The following is a 21,065-nucleotide window of genomic DNA, read 5'->3' on the forward strand; positions in this document are numbered from 1 at the left end:
CAGGGCTTTCCTAAATAACCAACCAAACTTTAAATTATGAAAAACCAATACTTAAAGTTGTAAGGGAACCACCCCTTACACCAACAAATTTAATACATCACACTTATGTAATGTAGGGTTTTAACGTACTTTAACTATTCCCTTAACACTTATTGGCATGGTCCGCGGCGAATTGGGAAATCATTAAGAGTAAATCAACGAACTATAGTGTACCTCTTGATTCCTGCTCCCTTTCTATGGCCTCAAAAAGTGCTTTAAAATTTCCCTTCCCGAACGATTTTGCTCCTTTGCGCTGTATAATCTCTATGAACATGGTGGGCCTATCCAAAATCGGTTTGGTGAATATCTGTAACAGATAGCCTTCTTCATCCCGGTCTACCAATATCCCCAAGTCGCGTAAAGGGGTCAAATCTTCATCTATTTCTCCAACCCTATCCAGGACATCTTCATAGTAACTTACGGGAACGGTTAAAAATTCCACTCCCCTATTGCGCAGTGAGGTTACGGTTTGGATAATGTTATCGGTAGCCAAGGCCATATGCTGAACGCCCGCCCCATTATAAAACTCGATATATTCCTCTATTTGAGATTTTTTACGACCATCTGCAGGCTCATTAATTGGAAATTTTATCCTTCCATTGCCATTGCTCATAACCTTGCTCATTAAGGCTGTATACTCCGTGGAGATATCCTTATCATCAAAGGAGACCAACTGGGCAAATCCCATAACCTCGGCATAAAACTTGCACCATTGGTTCATTTCGTTCCAGCCTACGTTTCCTACCATGTGATCTATATATCGCAAACCCACATCTTTTGGCGAATAATATGGTTTCCAAGGTCTATAACCTGGCATAAATACTCCCTTATAACCTTTCCGTTCCACAAAAACATGGACGGTCTCCCCGTAGGTGTGGATACCGGAAAGTATTACCTGCCCATATTCATCCCTAAGAAGCCTGGGTTCAAAATAGCTATTGGCCCCTCTTTTTACAGTTTCCCCATAACTCTTGGTAGCATCATCTACCCATAGGGCGATGGCCTTTACACCATCTCCATGAGCGTTGATATGCTTATTTATTTCTCCTCCCGACTTTAGGGGCGATGTTAGTACCAACCGTATCTTGTCTTGTTGTAGTACATAGGAAACCCTATCCTTTAATCCTGTTTCCAAACCGGCATATGCCAATGGTTGAAAACCCCAAGCGGACATGTAATAGTGGGCGGCCTGTTTGGCGTTACCTACATAAAGTTCTACGTAATCAGTCCCCAACAAAGGCAAGAAATCCTGTGCTTCCGGATTTTCCTTAGGCAGTTGTAATGAAGTGTTATCTGAAATTGACATGATTCTTTTATTGAATGGATTGAAAATGTTTAATATGATACAAAACTGCTTTACAAAGCGAGTTATGCACGGGTTCAACCAAGTTAAGTATCCCGTTTACCACATGGCCCTAAGGTGGGAAGTAATATCAATCCTTTTCTTTCTCATTGATTCAATAAAGTACTGTTTACAAATATCGGGAAAAAGAAGTAAATACCATGTTAAGGATTCCCCACATTCTATGTGAGGCAACATCCGTGAAGGCTTCGTATCACACACTTAAACCCCTACCGCTTACCGATTAGAACCAATGACCCACACTAAAAAAGAAATTCCCGGTATCTCCTTCCGGGGACCAAGAATACATAACTTGTACCGGTCCTAAAAAAGATTCCCAACCATAACTAATGCCATACCCCGAAAAACTTGGTTCGGTAAACCATTCGCCCAATCTAAAAATGTCATCATCTACATTGGCAAAATTCGCGGAAAACATCAAATGGTTTTTCCGGGCAAACTCCCAATCGATTCTGGCATAGGATTTTACAAAACTATTACCGGGCAAGCTCAGAAAATCATAGCCGATAAATGGTATAAAATTATTGATCAAATCGGTACCAAACCCTCCGAGTACGAAATCAAAGGTAGTGACATTGGACGTTCCCAATTTAAACCCTCCTTCGGATTCAATATTCAATGATAGATTTTTTAAAATTGGGAAAGCGCCTCCCAATCTTGCCTGGGCTACCGAAAATTCCTTGAAGTTATCGTTGAAGTCAGAGGAAAAAATATAAAAATGAAAATCGCCATCAAAAAATAGGCCTTTTGACGGAAAATATTTGTCGTCATAGGTATCCAAGGTAAGTCGGCCAAAAGCACTGTAAAAATCACTTTTTTCGAAAAAGGTTCTTTCACCGGAGGACCTTACAGCCGTAAGTGCCTCTGTTTGTGGTACATTTCCCAAGGTCCTTGTGCTATACTTCAAAAATTTATGCTCTATGCCCGTGGTAAAGGCAAACTCTTCCCTAAGCACGGTCTGCACATAAACTTGATTGGTGACATCTGTAATGTCCAAATTAATACTGTTTATATTGGGATCATCCACTACATCAAAATTACCCCTGATCAAATCATAATCTACTTCTTTCTCAAATGCATTGAATCTTGAGTTGATTCCAAAACTCCAGTAGGTCCCTTTGTCCACGTAGTACTGAAAGTTGTACCTCACATTATCCCCTAGAATCAAATCGAACGAGGCAAGGTCATCCTTAGTCAAAAGCCTTTTTTTTGTCAGATTGATTATTGCGGCACTCTTATAAAGGTCATCATAATGTGCTCCGAGACGCAGCAGGGTCCTGTTCGGATTTTCATCTAAATTCAGTATAAGATCTTCCCCAATGCCATTGGAAGTAAGCCGATAATGTATCGTTTTAAAATTTCCCGTGGCGGATAGATTACCAATCCCCTGTTGGAATTTTTCGAACTTTAGTTCTTCTCCAAGGTCAAATCTTAATTTCCCCTTTACGTAACCCCTTGAATAGTTGTCGTTGTCACCAGATATGACCAGTCTGTTCACAATGAGTTTGTCATTGAGTCCTATTGGATTTATCGTCGTTTTGGAACTGTTTTGATTCATGGAAAGTTTCTTTAGTTCCGCAAACTTTTCTAGAGCGGCAATCTCGCCGTTCTCCAAAATATTTTCCCTTTCATTAAAATCGATCACGGAGAAGTTTTCCATCTCAGGTTTTATATAGATATCGGTCCTTTCGGATTTCTCGCCCATATCCCTTACGGTCCTGAAATTGTTTATCTGCAAAAGGATTTCCGTAGCGGAAAGCAATTCTTCCCTATCGGACAGGCCATGTTGGACATCTACTCCAATAATGACATCGGCCCCCATGCTCCTTACCTCATCAATCGGGTAATTGTTAACTACACCTCCGTCTATCAATATCATGTCATCAACCGTTGTAGGTTCAAAAAGTGAAGGTAAGGCACCACTTGCCATAACGGCTTCTGGCAAATATCCTTTGTTGAGTAATACTTCTTCCCCGGTTTCGGCATTGGTAGCTATACATAGGAACGGAATGGGCAATTTGGAAAAATCCTTTACATCCCTTACATGGTACAATAACCTTACCAATTCGTTGTAGATATTCTGTCCGCCCGAATATGCCGGAGGTACGGAGATTTTGAAATTATTGAAAGGTAAGGTTATGGCATATCTTTCCGAATCTTCCTTCTCATAAAAAGTCTTGGCATCCCTAGGAAGATTGTCCTGAATCAAGTTAGTAAAGTCGATTGCCCTAAAAATCGAGTCCAGTTCAACCGCCGAATACCCTGCGGCGTATAGGGCTCCTACAATGGCCCCCATACTAGTACCGCCGATGTAATCCACTTCCACTCCGGCTTCCTCTATTACCTTTAATGCCCCTATGTGTGCCATACCCTTGGCGCCCCCACCACTGAGCACAACACCCACCTTCACTTTTTCCTTAGCTGAATCTTGGGCCGTTAGGATGAGGGAGAATAAAAAAGTAAATATGATTGGAATACGTCTTGGCATCATTTTACGTTGGTTGCCCCATATCAATGAAATGATTCATAAATCTTTTTAGCCTTGGCCATTCCCACGGTCTCTGCCAGGTTATCAATTGTGGCTTCCTTTATACGTTTTACCGATTTAAAGCTCCTTAATAACTCTTGTGCGGTCTTTTCTCCAATACCTTCAATACTCACAAGTTCAGAATTGATAGCTGATTTACTCCGTTTCTTTCTGTGAAAGGTAATTCCAAATCGGTGAGCCTCGTTTCTAAGTTGCTGGATAATCCGGAGGCTTTCCGATTTTTTGTCCAAATAGAGCGGAACGGAATCTTCGGGGAAATAGATTTCCTCCAAGCGCTTGGCTATACCGATTATAGCTACTTTCCCTCTAAGGTTCAAAGCATCCAAACTTTTTAGAGCGGAGGATAACTGTCCTTTTCCGCCATCTATGATGATTAATTGAGGTAATTGGGCTTCTTCCGCCAACAGTCTTTTATACCTTCTATATACCACTTCTTCCATTGAGGCAAAATCATCCGGGCCTGTTACGGTTTTGATATTGTAATGTCTATATTCCTTTTTGGACGGTTTGCCATTTCTAAAAACCACACAGGCCGCGACCGGGTTACTTCCTTGAATATTGCTATTATCAAAACACTCTATATGCCTAGGTTCATTGGACAGTCTAAGGTCTTTTTGCATTTGTGCCATAATCCGGTTCGTATGCCGGTCTGGATCCAATATCTTAATTTGCTTAAACCTTTCCTGTCTAAAAAATTTGGCATTCCGTTCCGATAGTTCTAGAATTTTCCGCTTGTCACCGAGTTTGGGAATCGTCACCTTCAATTGCGGTTCAACAATTACCTCGAACGGGAGGTACAATTCCTTCGATTCGGATTTGAATCTTTGTCGTATTTCCACTATGGCCAATTGTAAAAGATCTTCATCCTTTTCATTAAGTTTCTTTTTTAGTTCCATCGTATGGGACCTTACTATAGATCCATGGGAGAGCTGTAAAAAATTAACATAACCATAGGCCTCATCCGAAATAATGGAAAACACATCCACATTGTTGATTTTAGGATTTACTATGGTGGATTTCACCTGATAATTTTCCAATACTTGGACTTTATCCTTAATGCGTTGTGCCTCCTCGAATTTCATGTCATCCGCCAAGGCCTTCATCCGTTTTTTGAAATATTGGATGGAGGATTTAAAATTTCCTTTTATAATCTCTCGAATATCATCCATCTGTCGGTGGTATTCATCTGCAGTTTGCAATCCTATACAAGGTCCTTTGCAATTGCCCAAATGATATTCCAAGCACAGTTTGTACTTCCCTGCCGCTATCTTTTCCTCAGAAAGGTCATAGTTACAGGTGCGCAAAGGATAAACACTTTTAACGAGGTCCAATAATGTCCGTACAGTGCCCATGCTCGTATATGGACCATAATATTCCGACCCGTCCTTGATAAGTTTTCTTGTGGGAAATATTCTTGGAAAACGCTCTTTTTTGATACATATCCAAGGATAGGACTTGTCGTCCCTGAGCATTACATTGTACCGAGGTCTGTACTTTTTTATAAGGTTGTTCTCCAATAATAGGGCATCCGATTCCGTGGGTACGACTATGTGCTTTATCCGGTTTATTTTCTTTACCATCACCCGGGTCTTTCCATATTCGTGGTTCTTGGCAAAATAAGAGGTAACTCGCTTTTTTAGATTTTTTGCCTTTCCCACATAAAGCATTTTCTCATCAGAATCAAAAAACTGATAAACACCGGGATTATCAGGAAGGGTGCTTAGCTGTATTTGAATGGGTACTTGGGGCATATTTTGAAGTGGAATCGCGTTTCTTAGACAAAGTTAAATTACTTTGTTTTATTGAAAGGCAGGGGAGTTTTTATTTTTTTAACGCATATTGAGGCGTTCGCCTTTAAGTAAAGTTTATTCCTAGAGAAATTTTTTACAAAGAAAGATTTTGGAGGCAGAAATGATTCATAAACAATATTCTACACGGCATTTTACGACATTTATAATCAGTAATCCTTATGTAAGTATTTAATTTTCAATTATTTACATTGAATTTCTGTTTAACTTAAAATTATAATAGCTTTATTAAAATGTTAAAAATTGCCTAAAAATGTGCATTTCATCGATAAAAAAGAGCATTTAGTGGGGGCAATACGTTTTTTTTTCGCTACATTTAAAGCATAAAATCAATGAATGCATGGACAGTTATCTTATCACTTTGGGCACCTACTTAATATTGATGCTTTTTTTTAAGGTCTATTTTGCGGTAGCAGCAAAGGATTGACCCCTCTTTCTCACCCTCTCGTAGAAATCTTAATCAACCCCAATGTTGAAAAAAGATTTACGAAAGCAATACTCCAAATTAAGGGAAGAGATTTCCGTACCATCGCTAATTAATTCCAGCTTACATATTACCAACAGGCTTTTACAACTCCCCATATGGTCCTTTGATTATTATCATATTTTTCTGTCCATTGCGCAGAAAAAAGAAATTGATACCTCCTTTACGCTTTCCATTCTTCAGGGAAGAAATAAAAATGTTGTAGTTCCCAAAGTAGACTCCAATAATAGACTTTTAAATTGCTTATTGTCCGATAATACAAAACTTAAAAAAAGCGTTTGGCAGATTCCCGAACCCGTAAAATGCAAAGAAGTTGCTTCACAATTAATCGATGTTGTTTTTATTCCGCTGTTGGCCTTTGATGTCCAAGGAAACAGAGTAGGGTACGGAAAGGGATTTTATGACAGATTTTTGAAGGAGTGCCGATCGGATATTATAAAAGTGGGGGTTTCTTTATTCGAAGCAGAAAAAAGCATTACCGATATTAGTGCCGAGGATATTCCCTTGAACTATTGTGTAACCCCGGAAGAAATCTACACATTTTCTCCTTCCTGATTTGTTTCGGCAGGTGTTCTCACATCTTCTTTTTTTCCGAAGGCCTTTTTGTTAAAGACCAATAATATTCCCACACCCGTGCTTATAGCCGTATCGGCAACGTTGAATACGGGTTCAAAGAAGCGAAAGTTGTTTCCCCCAAAATAGGGTACCCATTCGGGCCAAGTAGCATCAATCATTGGAAAATACAGCATGTCCACTACCTTGCCATAGAAAAGACTTCCATAGGGTTCATCGGAAAACATAGTGGCTACCTGTCCGGTACTATCGTTAAATAACATGCCATAGAAAACAGAATCGATGATATTTCCCAAAGCTCCGGCAAAAATTAGGGAAACTGCTAAAATCAAGGTTCTGGAAGAGTTCTTTAATATAGTATCGTAAAGCCAATATCCTATTCCTGCTACGGCAAATAATCTAAAAATTGTTAAGATCAATTTTCCTATGGATTCGGAAATCGGTAAAAAATCACTCAACTTTGCCCCCCAGGCCGCTCCGGAATTTTCTATGAACAATATTTTAAACCAACTAAGAACATCTACAGATTCTCCAAGTACAAAATGAGTTTTGATATATATCTTGCTAAGCTGATCTATAATCAGAACTATCAATATAAGTAAGACAGATTTCTTTAAGCCCATTGATTATAGTGCTGTTAGAGTGGGCAAAAATAGTTATATTATTTGGTTTTCCTCAGATAGATATCTCCTGTTATCCTGCTTATTTGCCATTTGTTGTTTCAAGTGATTTTCCAAAACTAATTTGTTGTCAACTTTTATTTGAAAAGAGAGCAAAAAAACGAAATGCAAACGGTCGAGAAGTTCGATTAAATCCGAAATACGGCGTTATCTCCACCCTAAAACCAAAAAACCCATGGTATCCAATGAAAACCATGGGTTAATTTTGTTTCCTCGTAACGGATTGATTATTTCTGCATGTTCTTGGCCTCTATACTCAAGGTAGCATGGGGCACAAGTTTTAATCTTTCCTTATTGATAAGCTTACCCGTTACCCTGCATATCCCATAGGTTTTGTTTTCAATGCGTAAAAGGGCATTTTTTAGGTCCCGGATAAACTTTTCCTGTCTAATGGCCAATTGGGTGTTGGCCTCTTTGCTCATAGTCTGCGAACCTTCTTCAAAAGCCTTAAAGGTCGGTGAGGTGTCATCCGTACCATTGTCACCATCGTTCATATATGAACTCTTTAAAAGATCTAAATGGCTTTTGGCCTTCTCTATTTTTTCCTCTATAAGTGCTTTGAATTCTGCCAAGTCCTTATCGGAATACCTAACTTTTAAATCTTGTGCCATATCCTTAGTGTTTTTCAATCAATAATTTTGTATTTATCTCATCAAAGGCTACTTCAGTACCTTTTTCCAATTTTTCCTCAAAACCCAGCTCAGCAGTCAAAGTTTCAGTCTTTATATACTTCAAATTGCTTTCCACCGCTTTTTCGACCAATCCATCCTTAAGGATTTTTATATCGATTTTATCGGTAACCTCAAAGCCAGATTCTTTTCGCAGATTTTGAATACGGTTCACCAATTCCCTGGCAATACCCTCTTTTTTTAGCTCGTCGTCTATAGTTACGTCCAAAGCTACCGTTAAAGTCCCGGAACTGGCCACAAGCCAACCTTCTATGTCCTGCGAGGAAATCTCTACATCATCTAACTGTAATTTAATAATTTTATTTTCAATGTCAAGCGATATTTCGCCGTCCCGTTCGATTTTTTGGATATCCTCTTGTCCCAAATTCCCAATAGATCGGGCAATGTTTTTCATATCCTTCCCAAATCTTGGGCCCAAAATCTTGAAATTTGGTTTTATTTGCTTGACAAGGATGCCGGAAGCATCATCCAACAATTCTATTTCCTTTACATTTACTTCTGATTTTATCAAATCCGAAACAGCCTCTATTTCCCCTTTCTGTTTCTCGTCCAAGACAGGAATCATAATCTTTTGTAATGGCTGACGTACTTTTATCCTCTCTTTTTGACGAATGGAAAGCACCAAGGATGATATATGCTGTGCTTTTTCCATTTTGCTTTCGAGCACTTCATTGATCATCGAAGCATCATATTCCGGGAAATTGGTCAAATGCACACTTTCAAAAGCTTCCCTGTTTATGGCCTTTGTCAAATCCTTATATAACCGATCCATAAAAAAGGGTGCTACCGGAGCTGAAAGCTTGGCTATCGTTTCCAAGCAAGTAAACAAGGTTTGATAAGCCGAAATCTTGTCCTTTTGATAATCTCCCTTCCAAAAACGCCTTCTACAGAGACGAACATACCAATTACTTAGATTCTCCTGCACATACTCTGATATGGCCCGGGTGGCCCGGGTAGGCTCGTAAGCGGCATAAGCCTCGTCCACCAGTCTAATCAAGGAGTTCAATTCTGAAAGAATCCATCGGTCTATTTCGGGTCGTTCATGTAAAGGTATTTCCTTTTCCGAATAATCGAATTCGTCTATATTGGCATAAAGTGCAAAAAAGGAATAGGTATTGTACAGTGTCCCAAAAAATTTGCGTTTTACCTCTACAATGCCCTCAACATCAAACTTTAGGTTGTCCCATGGATTGGCATTGGAAATCATATACCAACGCGTGGCATCGGGACCATGCTCTTCCATTGTCTCAAAAGGGTCTACCGCATTTCCATAGCGTTTGGACATCTTTTTCCCGTCCTTATCCAGCACCAATCCGTTGGATACCACATTTTTATAGGCTACTGAATCAAAGACCATGGTAGCTATGGCATGTAAGGTATAAAACCATCCTCTGGTTTGATCCACACCTTCGGCGATGAAATCTGCAGGGAAGGTCTCTCCGTTATCAACCCATTGTGCATTCTCAAAGGGATAATGCCACTGCGCATAGGGCATTGAACCACTATCGAACCATACATCGATAAGATCGCTTTCCCGCTTCATGGCCTTGCCCGATGGAGAGACCAAAACAATTTCATCTACGATGTTTTTATGGAGATCTACTTTTTCGTAATTCTTCTCGGACATATCCCCAACGACAAAATCATCGAAGACATCCTTCTCCATCAATCCGGCTTTGACAGATTTGTTCATTTCCTCTTTCAACTGTTCCACTGAACCAATAATAATTTCCTCATTACCGTCCTCTGTACGCCAAATAGGAAGTGGGATTCCCCAATAACGTGATCGGGACAGGTTCCAATCATTGGCATTGGCCAACCAATTTCCAAACCTGCCCTCGCCGGTAGCCTTGGGCTTCCAATTGATTTGTTGGTTCAACTCATACATCCTGTCCTTCACCTCGGTTACCTTAATAAACCAAGAATCCAAAGGATAATAGAGTATCGGTTTATCAGTCCGCCAACAATTTGGATAGCTATGTACATATTTCTCCACCTTAAAGGCCTTGTTTTCTTCCTTGAGCCTTATAGCGATCTCAACGTCGACAGATCTTTCGGGAGCGGTACCCTCATTATAATACTCGTTCTTTACATATTTGCCCGCCAATTCTTCCATTTCCGGTCGGAATCGGCCTTGAAGGTCTACCAAAGGAACCGGATTGCCATTTTGGTCCAAGACCAGCATAGGTGGAACGGGGGGTTCCGCTTTTTGGGCCACTTGCATGTCGTCCGCGCCAAACGTAGGGGCGGTATGCACAATTCCCGTACCATCCTCGGTAGTTACAAAGTCCCCAATAATAACGCGAAAGGCATTCTCCGGATTTTGATAGGGCAGGGCATAGTCCAGCAATTGTTCATAGCCAATGTCTACCAAATTTTTCCCTTTGGCTTCTGCCAATACCCGATAAGGGATTTTCTTATCAGCTTTGGTGAAATCAGCAAAGTCACCTTCATTTTCGGTTTCAAAAAATTTACCTCCAAATTGTTTCCCTAGCAAAGCTTTGGCCAATATCACATGAACAGGTTCAAAAGTGTATTGATTGAATGTTCTGACCAATACATAATCGATTTTGGGTCCTACGGTGAGCGCCGTATTGGAAGGCAACGTCCAGGGTGTGGTAGTCCAGGCCAAAAAGTAAATATCTTCCTCAAAATCCTTGAGAAAATCCGGAAGGGTTTCCTTTTTTGCCTTAAACTGCGCCACAACGGTAGTATCCGTGATATCCTGATAGGTGCCGGGCTGGTTGAGTTCATGTGTGCTCAATCCTGTACCTGCCTTTGGGGAATACGGTTGAATGGTGTATCCTTTGTAGATAAGCCCTTTATCATAAATCTGCTTCAACAACCACCATACGGACTCCATGTATTTGGATTTGTAGGTAATGTAAGCGTTCTCCATATCCACCCAGTATCCTATCCTTTCGGTCATCTCGTTCCAGACATCCGTATAGCGTAGAACGGCTTTTTTACAGGCGTCGTTATAGTCCTCAATCGTGATTTTTTTACCAATGTCCTCCTTTGTGATGCCCAATTCCTTTTCAACACCCAGTTCCACAGGCAATCCATGGGTATCCCACCCGGCTTTTCGCTTTACCTGAAATCCTTTCATCGTTTGATAGCGCGGGAATATATCCTTGATGGTACGGGCCATAACATGATGGATTCCTGGCATGCCGTTGGCAGAAGGGGGACCCTCATAAAACACATAACTTGGCTTACCTTCCCTGGAGGACACACTCTTTTCAAAGATGTCCTGCTCTTTCCAGAAGTCAAGTACTTCCTTGGCCACTTTTGGCAAATCCAACCCTTTATATTCCGAAAACTTCATATCGGTCTTACCTATACTACAAATTGAGGCTGCAAAATTAAGAATTTTGATTGGATTACTTGATTGGCAACCCTATGAAAAACAACCATAAGAACGGTCCAAGGCTTATTTGTCAATACTTTGGCGTCCACGAATCCTATTTCAGCGTATATCATTGCATCATTAACTGGTAAACAAACATATAAACTTAAAAACATGAAAAAACTAATTGTAATTTCCATTTTGATGCTAGCCTTAAGTTTTGCCTTCGTATCCTGTAGGGAAACTGCGGATAAGGCAAAGGATGCCGCCGAACAAACAGAGGAGGCCCTAGAGGAAACCGGCCAAGATCTTAAGGAAATGGGCGAAGATGCCATGGAAAAAGCCAAAGAATTGGGAGAGGATATCAAAGAAGGTGCGGAGGATGCCGCAGATGGTATAAAAGTGGCCGGAGAAAACGCTTTGGACAAGGCCAAGGAAGCAGGCGAAGATGTTAAAGATGCAGCCAATAAAGCAAAGGAGGCCGTAGACGGTGGTTCCAAGTAAATCCTTGGCAAAAAGTTTACGTAAACCCTTGACCATTGGTCGGGGGTTTTTAATTTAAAAACGATAACCCAGTCCAAGGACAAAATTAATCCCAGGAGCGCTTATTCCCGAAGAATAGGGACGGTATCTTTGGTCCGTTAGATTTTCCAGATTCAGGGATGCCTTTATGGCATTGGACACAGCGAATTGTGAACGGAAATTTAAAGTATACCAGGAGGGAGAAAAAGGGTTTCCATTGGAATCAGTCGCATAGATATAGTCCTTGCTTCGCTCGGATGGGGCCAGATTTTCGAAGGCAATTTCCCCATTGTAGTTCAAAAAAAGATCTGTACGTAATCTTTGGTTTTTCCAAACAATATGAAAATCGCCAAATGTAGGGGCCACATGACGGGCGGGGGAATCCGTACCATCTGCCTCTTCTTCTATACCTTCCGTAATGGTAAGATTGGAGGCTATGGACCAGTTATCGGACAAAAATGCCTCCAAGCCCAATTCAAACCCATAAACATAGGCCTTGGCGGCATTCTGGATGGCCTGGACGTTGCTTGGTTCCCCATTATACTCGATCTGGGTCTCTCCATTGAACTGATAGTCCCTCCTTACCAGCGCATCCACCAGATAAGTATAAAAGGCCGCGCCTTTTAAAACTACCTTATCATCAAAATTCTTTTGTATCCCCAATTCCGTATTATAGGCATACTCAGGTTCCAAATCCGGATTTGGAACGACCACAGATCCTGGTTCGGAATCAAAAATTTTTCCGACATCATCAATGTTAGGAGCCCTGAACCCTGTAGATCCGTTCCAGGTTATTTGAAGATTGGCCCTTGGAAACCAACTAAATCCCAAACTTCCGGTGAGGGCACCGGTACTTAAGTCCGCCGTATCAAAAGGAAAGGGATAAAAGGTCTTGTCAAAAATGGCATTGACCCATACATGGCTATATCGCAAACCGGAAAGCAATACAAAGTTGGGTTTGGCCTTATACTCCCCGTTTACATATCCTGCAACAGTCTGCCAAGTGGATCCATCCGGATAGCGTGAAGCAGCATTAGATAGTACATTCGTTTCAATATCTCTTTGGCTTCCATCAGAATGCACCTTGTTAAAAACATAGCCCGCTCCATAATAAAGCCTAAGGTCCCCTATTCTCTTGTTTTCAAAATCGACATTGGCGGATAATGCATCTACTTTTTCCTCCGTGGTAAACTGGGTGGGTTCACCAAAATTCCGATTGTTTCTACTTTCCTCAAAACGCTGATAAGCCGCAGTTACTTTTAGTCCATCATAGAATTTGTTTTGTCCTTTTTTCTCGATTTGTAAATTCCCCATAAACCATTTCTGTGGGCCATAGAGCCATTCCGCCGATCTAAACTCGTTTCCATTGTTCCCGGGCCGTATTAAACGATCGTATCTTGCATAGTCCGAGGTTTCGGAATAATGAAGCCCTAGGCTGTAATCCCAAATTTTGTTGGGTCTAAAGACGATTTTCTGCATCAGATTGATTTGATTATATCCAGAGGGAACCTGTTCCCTGGGATTTTGATTGGCAACCACCCTGTCCTCACCGTTGCGCGTGGTTACATAACTTCTTCTTAAATAGGAATCCGGGCCGTGGGACCCCATTTGCAAGTTTCCAAAATCATTATAGGAAGTGCTGGTTAAAAAAGCCCATTTTTGTTTTCCAAAGCTTACATCGGCATGTATGGTATTTTCCAAATTGGCCGAGGCAAATCGGTAAAAGGCATTCCCGGAAACCAAAGCACTATCGGTTTCTGCAAAGACTGGTTTTTTCGTATAAAAGTTCATTACCCCCCCTATGGCATCACTACCATAAATTACCGATCCCGGACCAAATATCACTTCCGTATTTTTTATGTTAAACGGATCAATGGAAATAACGTTTTGAATATTGCCGCCCCTAAAAATGGCGTTGTTCATACGTACCCCGTCCACCGAAAGCAACAATCGATTCGTTGCAAAACCCCGTATCATTGGGCTGCCACCGCCCAACTGACTTTTTTGGACAAAAATCTTCCCGCTATTTTGTAGAAGGTCCGCAGAGGTCTGCGGATTGATCTGGGCGATTTGCCTTGCATTTATGGCAATTATTTTTTGTGGGATATCTTTCTTCTGTTGTTCCCATTTGGAAATGGACATAACCACTTCATCCAATTGTTCCGCTCGCATTATAAGGAAGACTTTTCCTCCTCGCCTTAAAATCTGTGTCTTGGTGAGCTTCTTCACCTCATAGCTTAAATGTTTAAAAGTAATACGCTCATGTCGGTCAAAATTGGTAAGATCACACTTCCCGTTATAGTCGGATAGGACCGTCTTGCTCTTATCCAAATTGTAAACGGCGACATTTAGGATAGGTGCCCCAGTATCCAAATCCAAAATGCTAATTTCCTGTGCAGATATGAAATAGGACATCAAAAAGCTACAAATGAACGCTATTCTGTACATACTAGCGGAATACTTCATTTAATACGGCAAGCGACTTGGGCCTTCGAAACCCCTGTAAATGCAATTCATAATATAGGACCAGGGATTTTAGGAGTTCTTGTCGGTCGGTTTTGTTCATTTTAATTGTGTGTATCCCATCAAAATTTATGCCCAAAAACTTTTTGAAGTAATCCAAATTTTTGCCGGCCAAACTCGGGTGAAGTGATGGTATTTTGGTAAACTCTCCTTCCAAAAGATCAAAATTAGGTTCGTGTATCCTAGATATATCCGGATAAAAACCCAAGTATTTCGTCAAATCCAATAAGAAAAACAAGTGAAAGTTGGAGATTTCATGATGTGCATCCAGCCATTGCATAGACGCCTCCAGAAAATGGAAAAGTCCTGCATTGGGTTCCTCTTCATGGATACTACTGCCCAGCATTTCGGCCAAAAAGAGGGTCATGGCATTCTTGGCGATATCCATATGTAATGTTTGATATGGATAATACACCTTAACCTCGCGAATGCTTTCCAAGGTTCCTTTATTCTTGTGGTTCGCTACTAATTCCAATTGGGTCAACGGTTGAAAATAGGCTGATTTCAATTTTCCCTTTTTAGACGCCAACACTCCCTTTAGCAGGTAGGATTTTAATCCATCCGACAAAGTATAGGCTTTAACAATTAAACTGGTATCTCCATATTTTATGGACGAGAGGACAATGGCTTTGGTGGTGACTTGCATTGGTTCCGGTTTGGCATAGGTAAAGATAATCGGAAAAAATAGGAAGACCTGTCAGGTTTAAAAACCTAACAGGTCTAATTTCGATTAGGAACGTCTAAAAATATCGATTAAATGACCCCTTGGGCCAACATGGCATCGGCAACTTTTACAAAGCCCGCAATATTTGCACCTTTTACATAGTTACAATAACCGTCTTCTTCCAAGCCATGCTCAATGCAGGAATCATGGATGTCCTTCATTATGCCCTTTAACCTTTCATCTACTTCTTCCCTTGTCCAACTGATACGAAGGGAGTTTTGGGACATTTCCAATCCAGAGGTCGCCACGCCTCCCGCATTGGAGGCCTTACCTGGCGCAAATAGGATTTTGGCATCTTGAAAGGTATGTACAGCTTCCAAGGCAGAAGGCATATTCGCTCCTTCCGCTACACAAATGCAGCCATTTTTGATTAAGGTTTTGGCATCTTCACCGTTAAGCTCGTTTTGAGTAGCACAAGGCAGTGCTATATCACAAGGTACTTCCCAAGGTGTTTTTCCCTTGTGATATTCAGCGGATGGATACTTATCCAAATATTCGGAAATCCTTCCACGTTTGTTGTTCTTCAAGTCCATTACAAAGGCCAGTTTCTCCTTATCTATGCCTTCTTTATCGTAAATATATCCTCCGGAATCAGAAAGCGTCACCACTTTGCCACCTAGCTGTAAAGTTTTTTCCGCAGCAAACTGCGCCACATTCCCGGAACCGGAGATAACTACCTTTTTCCCATCAATGTCATCATTTTTGGTAAGTAACATATCCTGTGCAAAATATACGGTTCCATAACCTGTTGCCTCGGGACGTATTTTAGATCCGCCCCATGACAGTCCCTTTCCTGTCAAAACCCCGGTGAACTCGTTTTGAATCCTTTTGTACTTTCCAAAAAGAAATCCGATTTCCCGGGCTCCCACTCCGATGTCCCCGGCTGGGATATCGGTAAAAGGTCCAATGTGCCTAAAGAGTTCCGCCATAAAGGCATGGCAAAACCGCATAACCTCATCATCGGATTTGCCCTTGGGATCAAAATCGGACCCTCCTTTTCCTCCGCCCATGGGTAATGTGGTAAGGCTATTTTTGAAAACCTGTTCAAAGGCCAAAAACTTTAGAATACTTGCATTGACGGTTGGATGAAAACGAAGTCCGCCCTTATAGGGTCCAATAGCCGAATTCATTTGTATGCGGTATCCTCGGTTTACATGAATTTCCCCATCATCATCCACCCAGGCTACCCGAAAAGAAATGAGACGTTCGGGCTCTACCATACGTAACAAAATATTCTTTCCGTTATATATTTCGTTATCCGCTATATATGGAATAACGGTATCGGCAACTTCCTGTACCGCTTGGAGGAACTCCGGTTCATGACCATTGCGGGCCCTTACCTCGTCCATAAAGGCTTTTATTTTTTGTTTCACACGTTTAAATTTTTGTAATTAATTGAAAATAAAATAATTAAAAAATTGAGAACACATGTAACCACTACGTTCTCGCATTAATAATTTTAAACATTACCCTTTGTGAAGTAATTATTAAAATTCCTTAATGCTCGTTTCATAAACTTATATATTCATGGATTATTGATGAAAATAAAATAATGGGGCGAAATTATGACATTTCAATAATTTAAACCCTCTTTTTTCTAAAATTTGATAATTATTTTACTTGACATCTATTTCATATTAACCTTTCCATCCCCTGCGGGAAGAGCAAAATATGGACTTGCGAAAACTTAATCGGGGGGTAACGGACATTTTCTTCACCTTGAATAAAATCAAGGTTAAACTATACTATGGCCTGTTCCAAATCAGCAATTAAATCATCAATATCCTCTATACCCACGCTTAATCTTATCAAGGCATCAACAACTCCGCTTTTCTCCCGTTCTTCCTTAGGAATGCTGGCATGGGTCATACTTGCCGGATGACCGGCCAAACTTTCTACCCCTCCCAGAGATTCGGCCAAGGTAAAGACCTGGAGTCTTTCCACTATCTTGACGGCATCGGCATAATTGCTTCCTTTGGTCACAAAGGACACCATTCCACCAAAGTCCTTCATCTGTGCTTTGGCAATTCCGTGATTGGGATGATCCGTAAAACCGGGCCAATACACTTTTTCAATTTTAGGGTGCCTTTTTAAAAATTCGGCAATTGCCTTCCCATTCTCGCAATGTCTTTGCATGCGTACATGTAACGTCTTTATACCACGAAGTACCAAAAAACTATCCATTGGCCCGCAAACCGCACCACTGGCATTTTGAAGAAAATAGAGCTTATCCGCCAATTCCTTTTCCTTCACGACCAAAGCACCTACCACTACATCACTGTGACCTCCCAAATACTTCGTAGCCGAGTGCATAACGATATCCGCACCAAGATCTAAAGGTTGTTGCAAATAGGGTGTCGCAAAGGTGTTATCTACCGCTAGTAAAAGTGCATGTTTTTTAGCCAAAAGAGAAACCGCCTTTATATCCACAACGTTCATCATCGGGTTGGTGGGGGTCTCCACCCAAATAAGCTTTGTTCTATCGTTGATGTGTTTTTCAATTGCGTGGACATCCTGCATTCCTATGAAATGAAAGGCTATACCATATTTTTCAAAAACCTGTCTAAACAAACGATAACTTCCCCCATAAAGGTCGTTCGTAGAGATTACCTCATCACCGGGATTCAATAATTTAATAACGGCATCCATGGCCGAGAGACCGCTGGCAAAAGCCAGTCCATATTTTCCGTTCTCAATACTGGCAAGGGCATTTTCCAATGCGGTCCTTGTGGGATTGGCACTACGGGAATACTCATAGCCCTGATGCCCTCCCGGAGTAGTCTGGGCATACGTTGAAGTTTGGTATATCGGTGGCATTACCGCACCATAGGCCTTGTCCGGTTCTTGCCCGCCGTGGATGGTCTTACTGTTGAACTTTAACTTTTTTTCGCTCATATCATATAATTATGGATGCAAATGTATCGTTATCTTTGGAAGCATACAATTACGCCCCAAACATTGAAACACTTACATTACATGAGACCTATATTTAGCTTTATCCTCTTGTTCATATTGCTTATAAGTTGCAAAAACCAGGACAAACTAACATTTGAACCCTTTGTTTTACATGGCGATTCGTGTGCGGACTGTCCTGAAGTATCAGTTTCTATCCCCAAGGCATTGGAAAATACCAAACTGGCCTCCACGATCAACACTGCCCTGGAAGAAGAGGTCATCGACATTCTTAATTTTGATGAGGACATAGCGGCCTCTAGTCCGGAAGAGGCCATCGAATCCTTTAAAAATGGCTATCTGGAGCTGAAACGACTCTATGCGGACGAGACCATAGGGTGGGAAGCCAAAATTGAAGGGCGGGTTATCTATGAAGATGATGTTTTTCTTACCCTGGAACTCAACTCCTATATCTTTACCGGAGGGGCCCACGGATATAGCTCAAAACAGTTCTTGAATTTTGATAAAAATAAAGGGAAGGAACTTGAAAATCGACAACTTTTTATAAATCAGAAAGACTTTGAACGTTTCGCGGAAACCAAGTTCCGGGAACAGGAAAAAATTCCCATGGACAAGTCCATTAACCATACTGGATTCATGTTCGAGAAGGATTCCTTTTATCTTCCCGAAAACATTGGCTTTACCGAAAAAGGCATACAACTGCGCTACAATCCCTATGAAGTCGCTTCATATGCAGATGGTCCACTAGAACTGACCCTTCCTTATGAAGAGGTAAAGAAATATCTGGCGAAAAAGGCCAAATCCTAGATTAGCTTGCCAAGGCTTTCTGTAACGAACGTATCGCACCTAAATGTAAGCCTTCGTGAAAAACATTGAAGGCAATGGCGTCCTCAACATTTTTTAAGGTTACCCGGGCACTGGTCGTATATTCATTAAATTCTGTAAATATCCCTTTTTTAAAATCCTCTTCCGTACGCTCTACGGTGGAAATCAAAAGTGAAGCGATCCGTTCCTTTTCCCCATCCTCCATGGTACCATCGGGCACGGTCCCCTTTTTGAATTTGTCCACTATTTCTGGGGTAACAAGCATAGGTACGTTACTTAGATTATATACCAATAATTGTTGGGTGACCACTATATGAGCAATGTTCCACCAAATACTGTTTCGATAGCCCTTTGGAATCTTTATCAGCGTTTCCTTTGAGGTATTTTCCAGAATGCCAAGGAGGTTCTTTCGGTTTTGTAGGGTAATGCTAAATAGTTTCTTCAAAATATAGGTTTTAAAAGTAAGTTAAAATACATATCTATTATTCTAGATATATAAATATATCGTATGTTTGTCTCATGGACATTGTCGAAATTAGTAAAGTATTATCAAACGAGACCCGGGTAAATATCTTAAAGTGGTTAAAAGATCCGGAATCGAATTTTCCACCTCATCAGGATATCGATCATTTTGACGATGGTGTTTGTGTCGGCTTTATTCAGGACAAGACCGGATTATCGCAATCCACTGTCTCTACATATCTTACCGCCATGCAAAATGTAGATTTAGTTATCCCTACACGACATGGAAAATGGACCTATTACAGAAGAAATGAAAAAATAATCGAAGCCTATATCAATTCCTTAAGCAAGGAGTTATAGTGTTTTTTTAGATTAATAAATCGATAATTAGCGAAATATAAATATGTTAACCTTTAACGAGCAACGACATGAGAAATAAACTGGAATGTATGCTTCCCGATTATGACTATCATTTGGAGAAAAAAAGCTATAAAACCATTCTCTTTATCAAGGATTGGCTGACATCGGCAACAATCGATGGAGCTTCGGAAATGTGCAAAACAAAATAACTTTGGAAACCATATGAAATGAGCACAAACAAAATTAGTTTTTTGAATACCAACCAAAATATTTAGTTTTTAGTGCGAACTTGCCCGCCGACGACAAAACTATTAATGGCCAACGGTAGCATAAGCGGTTGGTCTAAGCAGTGCCTACAGCCATCGGGACTGTTATGCTCATTATCATGAAAAAAAATTTTTTAAATAAATGAAAACAATCGGATTAATCGGGGGTATGAGTTGGGAATCTTCAAAGATATATTACGAGTATACCAATACAATGGTCAAAGAACGTTTGGGCGGGTCACATTCCGCAAAAAGTATTATGACCTCAGTTGATTTTTCGGAAATCGAAGAGCTTACCTTCAAGGGAAACTGGAATAAAATTGGTGATCTTATGGCCAATCATGCAGTTAAACTGGAAAAGGCCGGGGCGGATATGACCCTCCTTTGTACCAATACCATACATTTAGTAAGCGACCGCATAACCCAATCTACCGCTATCCCCTTTCTACATATTGCCGACGCCACCGGAGAGGCAATCCAGGCCAAGGGTCTAAAGAAAATTGCCTTATTAGGCACAAAGTTTACGATGGAAAAGGATTTTTATACCAAAATTTTAGAAGACACTTATGGATTGGAGGTTATCATCCCATCCGAGCAGGAAAGGCAAGCCGTCCATACCATTATCTACAACGAATTGGTAAAGGGCAGATTTATGGAGAGTTCAAAACAGATCTGTATCCAAATCATTGAAGGTCTAACCAAAAAAGGTGCGCAAGGCGTTATTTTGGGTTGCACGGAACTACCCTTGTTGATTTCGGAATTGGACGTAGCCATCCCCACATTCAATACAACCCGCATCCATGCGGAAAAAGCGGTGGATTTTGCATTGACCGATTCCTAGATTACCATTGAAAAATATGGATTATCTTACTGGAAATTGGTTTCTTTGTATTCAGCTAAATGAAAGGTACCTATTTCGACTTTTTCCCACTTTACC

At 40.8% G+C, this 21,065-nt stretch carries 17 protein-coding genes; 6 read left to right on the forward strand and 11 right to left on the reverse strand.

Annotation, left to right across the window (positions count from 1 at the left end; translation table 11 throughout):
- Positions 1-202: 202 nt before the first annotated feature.
- From hppD to uvrC, 3 genes are all read right to left on the reverse strand, one after another.
- Complete coding sequence (hppD, locus tag Q0993_RS11515; RefSeq protein WP_299533119.1) at positions 203-1,345, reverse strand: 4-hydroxyphenylpyruvate dioxygenase; 1,143 nt, start codon at positions 1,343-1,345, stop codon at positions 203-205.
- A 280-nt stretch (positions 1,346-1,625) separates the two neighbouring features.
- The gene (locus Q0993_RS11520; protein ID WP_299534004.1) at positions 1,626-3,890 is read right to left on the reverse strand and encodes a patatin-like phospholipase family protein; all 2,265 of its coding nucleotides are present in this window, start codon (positions 3,888-3,890) and stop codon (positions 1,626-1,628) included.
- Positions 3,891-3,913: 23 nt separating this feature from the next.
- Positions 3,914-5,701 (reverse strand): excinuclease ABC subunit UvrC, encoded by a 1,788-nt coding sequence (gene uvrC, locus Q0993_RS11525; protein ID WP_299533121.1) that lies wholly within the window; start codon positions 5,699-5,701, stop codon positions 3,914-3,916.
- A 526-nt stretch (positions 5,702-6,227) separates the two neighbouring features.
- Between uvrC and Q0993_RS11530 the strand changes: the two genes are divergently transcribed.
- Positions 6,228-6,797 (forward strand): 5-formyltetrahydrofolate cyclo-ligase, encoded by a 570-nt coding sequence (locus tag Q0993_RS11530; protein ID WP_299533123.1) that lies wholly within the window; start codon positions 6,228-6,230, stop codon positions 6,795-6,797.
- Here Q0993_RS11530 and Q0993_RS11535 read toward each other — a convergent pair.
- The 3 genes from Q0993_RS11535 to ileS form a co-directional block, all read right to left on the reverse strand.
- Positions 6,776-7,438, reverse strand: coding sequence for a lipoprotein signal peptidase (locus Q0993_RS11535; RefSeq protein ID WP_299533125.1), 663 nt, complete (start codon positions 7,436-7,438; stop codon positions 6,776-6,778). The genes Q0993_RS11530 and Q0993_RS11535 overlap by 22 nt on opposite strands.
- A gap of 284 nt (positions 7,439-7,722) precedes the next feature.
- Positions 7,723-8,106, reverse strand: coding sequence for a TraR/DksA C4-type zinc finger protein (locus Q0993_RS11540; protein ID WP_299533128.1), 384 nt, complete (start codon positions 8,104-8,106; stop codon positions 7,723-7,725).
- A 4-nt stretch (positions 8,107-8,110) separates the two neighbouring features.
- On the reverse strand, positions 8,111-11,512 hold the full coding sequence (gene ileS / locus Q0993_RS11545; protein WP_299533130.1) for an isoleucine--tRNA ligase: 3,402 nt from the start codon (positions 11,510-11,512) through the stop codon (positions 8,111-8,113).
- Positions 11,513-11,707: 195 nt separating this feature from the next.
- On the opposite strand from ileS, the gene Q0993_RS11550 reads away from it, so the two are divergent.
- On the forward strand, positions 11,708-12,037 hold the full coding sequence (locus tag Q0993_RS11550; protein ID WP_299533132.1) for a hypothetical protein: 330 nt from the start codon (positions 11,708-11,710) through the stop codon (positions 12,035-12,037).
- Between the two features lie 54 nt (positions 12,038-12,091).
- Here the strand turns inward: Q0993_RS11550 and Q0993_RS11555 are convergent, their stop codons facing one another.
- From Q0993_RS11555 to Q0993_RS11570, 4 genes are all read right to left on the reverse strand, one after another.
- Positions 12,092-14,521 carry a TonB-dependent siderophore receptor gene (locus tag Q0993_RS11555; protein WP_299533135.1) on the reverse strand — a complete coding sequence of 810 codons (2,430 nt, stop codon included), beginning with the start codon at positions 14,519-14,521 and terminating at the stop codon, positions 12,092-12,094.
- On the reverse strand, positions 14,505-15,224 hold the full coding sequence (gene recO / locus Q0993_RS11560; protein ID WP_299533137.1) for a DNA repair protein RecO: 720 nt from the start codon (positions 15,222-15,224) through the stop codon (positions 14,505-14,507). Before recO ends, Q0993_RS11555 begins: the two co-directional genes overlap by 17 nt.
- Before the next feature lie 107 nt (positions 15,225-15,331).
- Positions 15,332-16,675, reverse strand: coding sequence for an NADP-specific glutamate dehydrogenase (gene gdhA / locus Q0993_RS11565; RefSeq protein WP_299533139.1), 1,344 nt, complete (start codon positions 16,673-16,675; stop codon positions 15,332-15,334).
- A 367-nt stretch (positions 16,676-17,042) separates the two neighbouring features.
- Complete coding sequence (locus Q0993_RS11570; protein ID WP_299533141.1) at positions 17,043-18,197, reverse strand: cystathionine gamma-synthase; 1,155 nt, start codon at positions 18,195-18,197, stop codon at positions 17,043-17,045.
- 81 nt (positions 18,198-18,278) lie between these two features.
- On the opposite strand from Q0993_RS11570, the gene Q0993_RS11575 reads away from it, so the two are divergent.
- On the forward strand, positions 18,279-19,022 hold the full coding sequence (locus Q0993_RS11575; RefSeq protein ID WP_299533143.1) for a DUF3298 and DUF4163 domain-containing protein: 744 nt from the start codon (positions 18,279-18,281) through the stop codon (positions 19,020-19,022).
- A gap of 1 nt (position 19,023) precedes the next feature.
- Here the strand turns inward: Q0993_RS11575 and Q0993_RS11580 are convergent, their stop codons facing one another.
- Entirely contained in the window at positions 19,024-19,485 is a 462-nt protein-coding gene (locus Q0993_RS11580) for a DinB family protein (protein ID WP_299533145.1), read from the reverse strand.
- 74 nt (positions 19,486-19,559) lie between these two features.
- Between Q0993_RS11580 and Q0993_RS11585 the strand changes: the two genes are divergently transcribed.
- The 3 genes from Q0993_RS11585 (at position 19,560) to Q0993_RS11595 (ending at position 20,969) form a co-directional block, all read left to right on the forward strand.
- Positions 19,560-19,862, forward strand: coding sequence for a helix-turn-helix transcriptional regulator (locus Q0993_RS11585; RefSeq protein ID WP_299533147.1), 303 nt, complete (start codon positions 19,560-19,562; stop codon positions 19,860-19,862).
- A gap of 68 nt (positions 19,863-19,930) precedes the next feature.
- The gene (locus Q0993_RS11590) at positions 19,931-20,071 is read left to right on the forward strand and encodes a hypothetical protein (protein ID WP_299533149.1); all 141 of its coding nucleotides are present in this window, start codon (positions 19,931-19,933) and stop codon (positions 20,069-20,071) included.
- 199 nt (positions 20,072-20,270) lie between these two features.
- On the forward strand, positions 20,271-20,969 hold the full coding sequence (locus tag Q0993_RS11595) for an aspartate/glutamate racemase family protein (RefSeq protein ID WP_299533151.1): 699 nt from the start codon (positions 20,271-20,273) through the stop codon (positions 20,967-20,969).
- The last annotated feature ends 96 nt before the right edge of the window (positions 20,970-21,065 follow it).

Origin of the sequence: Ulvibacterium sp. (genome assembly GCF_028285715.1) — a bacterium.
In the GTDB taxonomy this organism is placed as follows: Bacteria; Bacteroidota; Bacteroidia; order Flavobacteriales; family Flavobacteriaceae; genus Ulvibacterium.